Source organism: Thioalkalivibrio sp. XN8 (assembly GCF_011058255.1).
Lineage (GTDB): Bacteria > Pseudomonadota > Gammaproteobacteria > Steroidobacterales > XN24 > XN24.
In genome coordinates this window covers 1-303 of sequence record NZ_JAALFH010000037.1, presented here as the reverse complement: position 1 = coordinate 303, position 303 = coordinate 1, and the positions used below count along the sequence as shown (strand labels likewise).

1 protein-coding gene is annotated in these 303 nt (G+C 67.3%); it reads right to left on the bottom strand.

The window, feature by feature from the left end; translation table 11 throughout:
• Positions 1 to 303: hypothetical protein (locus G6N75_RS04305; RefSeq protein ID WP_206202915.1), on the bottom strand; the 303-nt coding region annotated here is incomplete at both ends.

Genomic DNA, 303 nt, shown 5'->3' with positions numbered 1-303 from the left:
GTCGAAGCCATCGCCACGTCGGCACCCGGCAGGATGTCGAAGCCCGGCACATGGCAGGCGTAGCAGGCGTTCAGCGCCCGCGGATAGGTCGGGCTCGCGAAGGTGTGATTCTGCTCCACGGGGTTGCCCGCGCCGTCGTCCGAACCGAACACCGGGAAGCGTCCCGAGCCCGGCCAGTTGAACAGCTGTGACTCGTCACCGGCCCAGGCGTAGATGCCGCGACCGCGGTAGATCACGATCGGGGCGGTCGTCGCGCCGGCCGAGTGCACCGCATGCAGCATTTCCTTCATGCCGAAGTTCTGA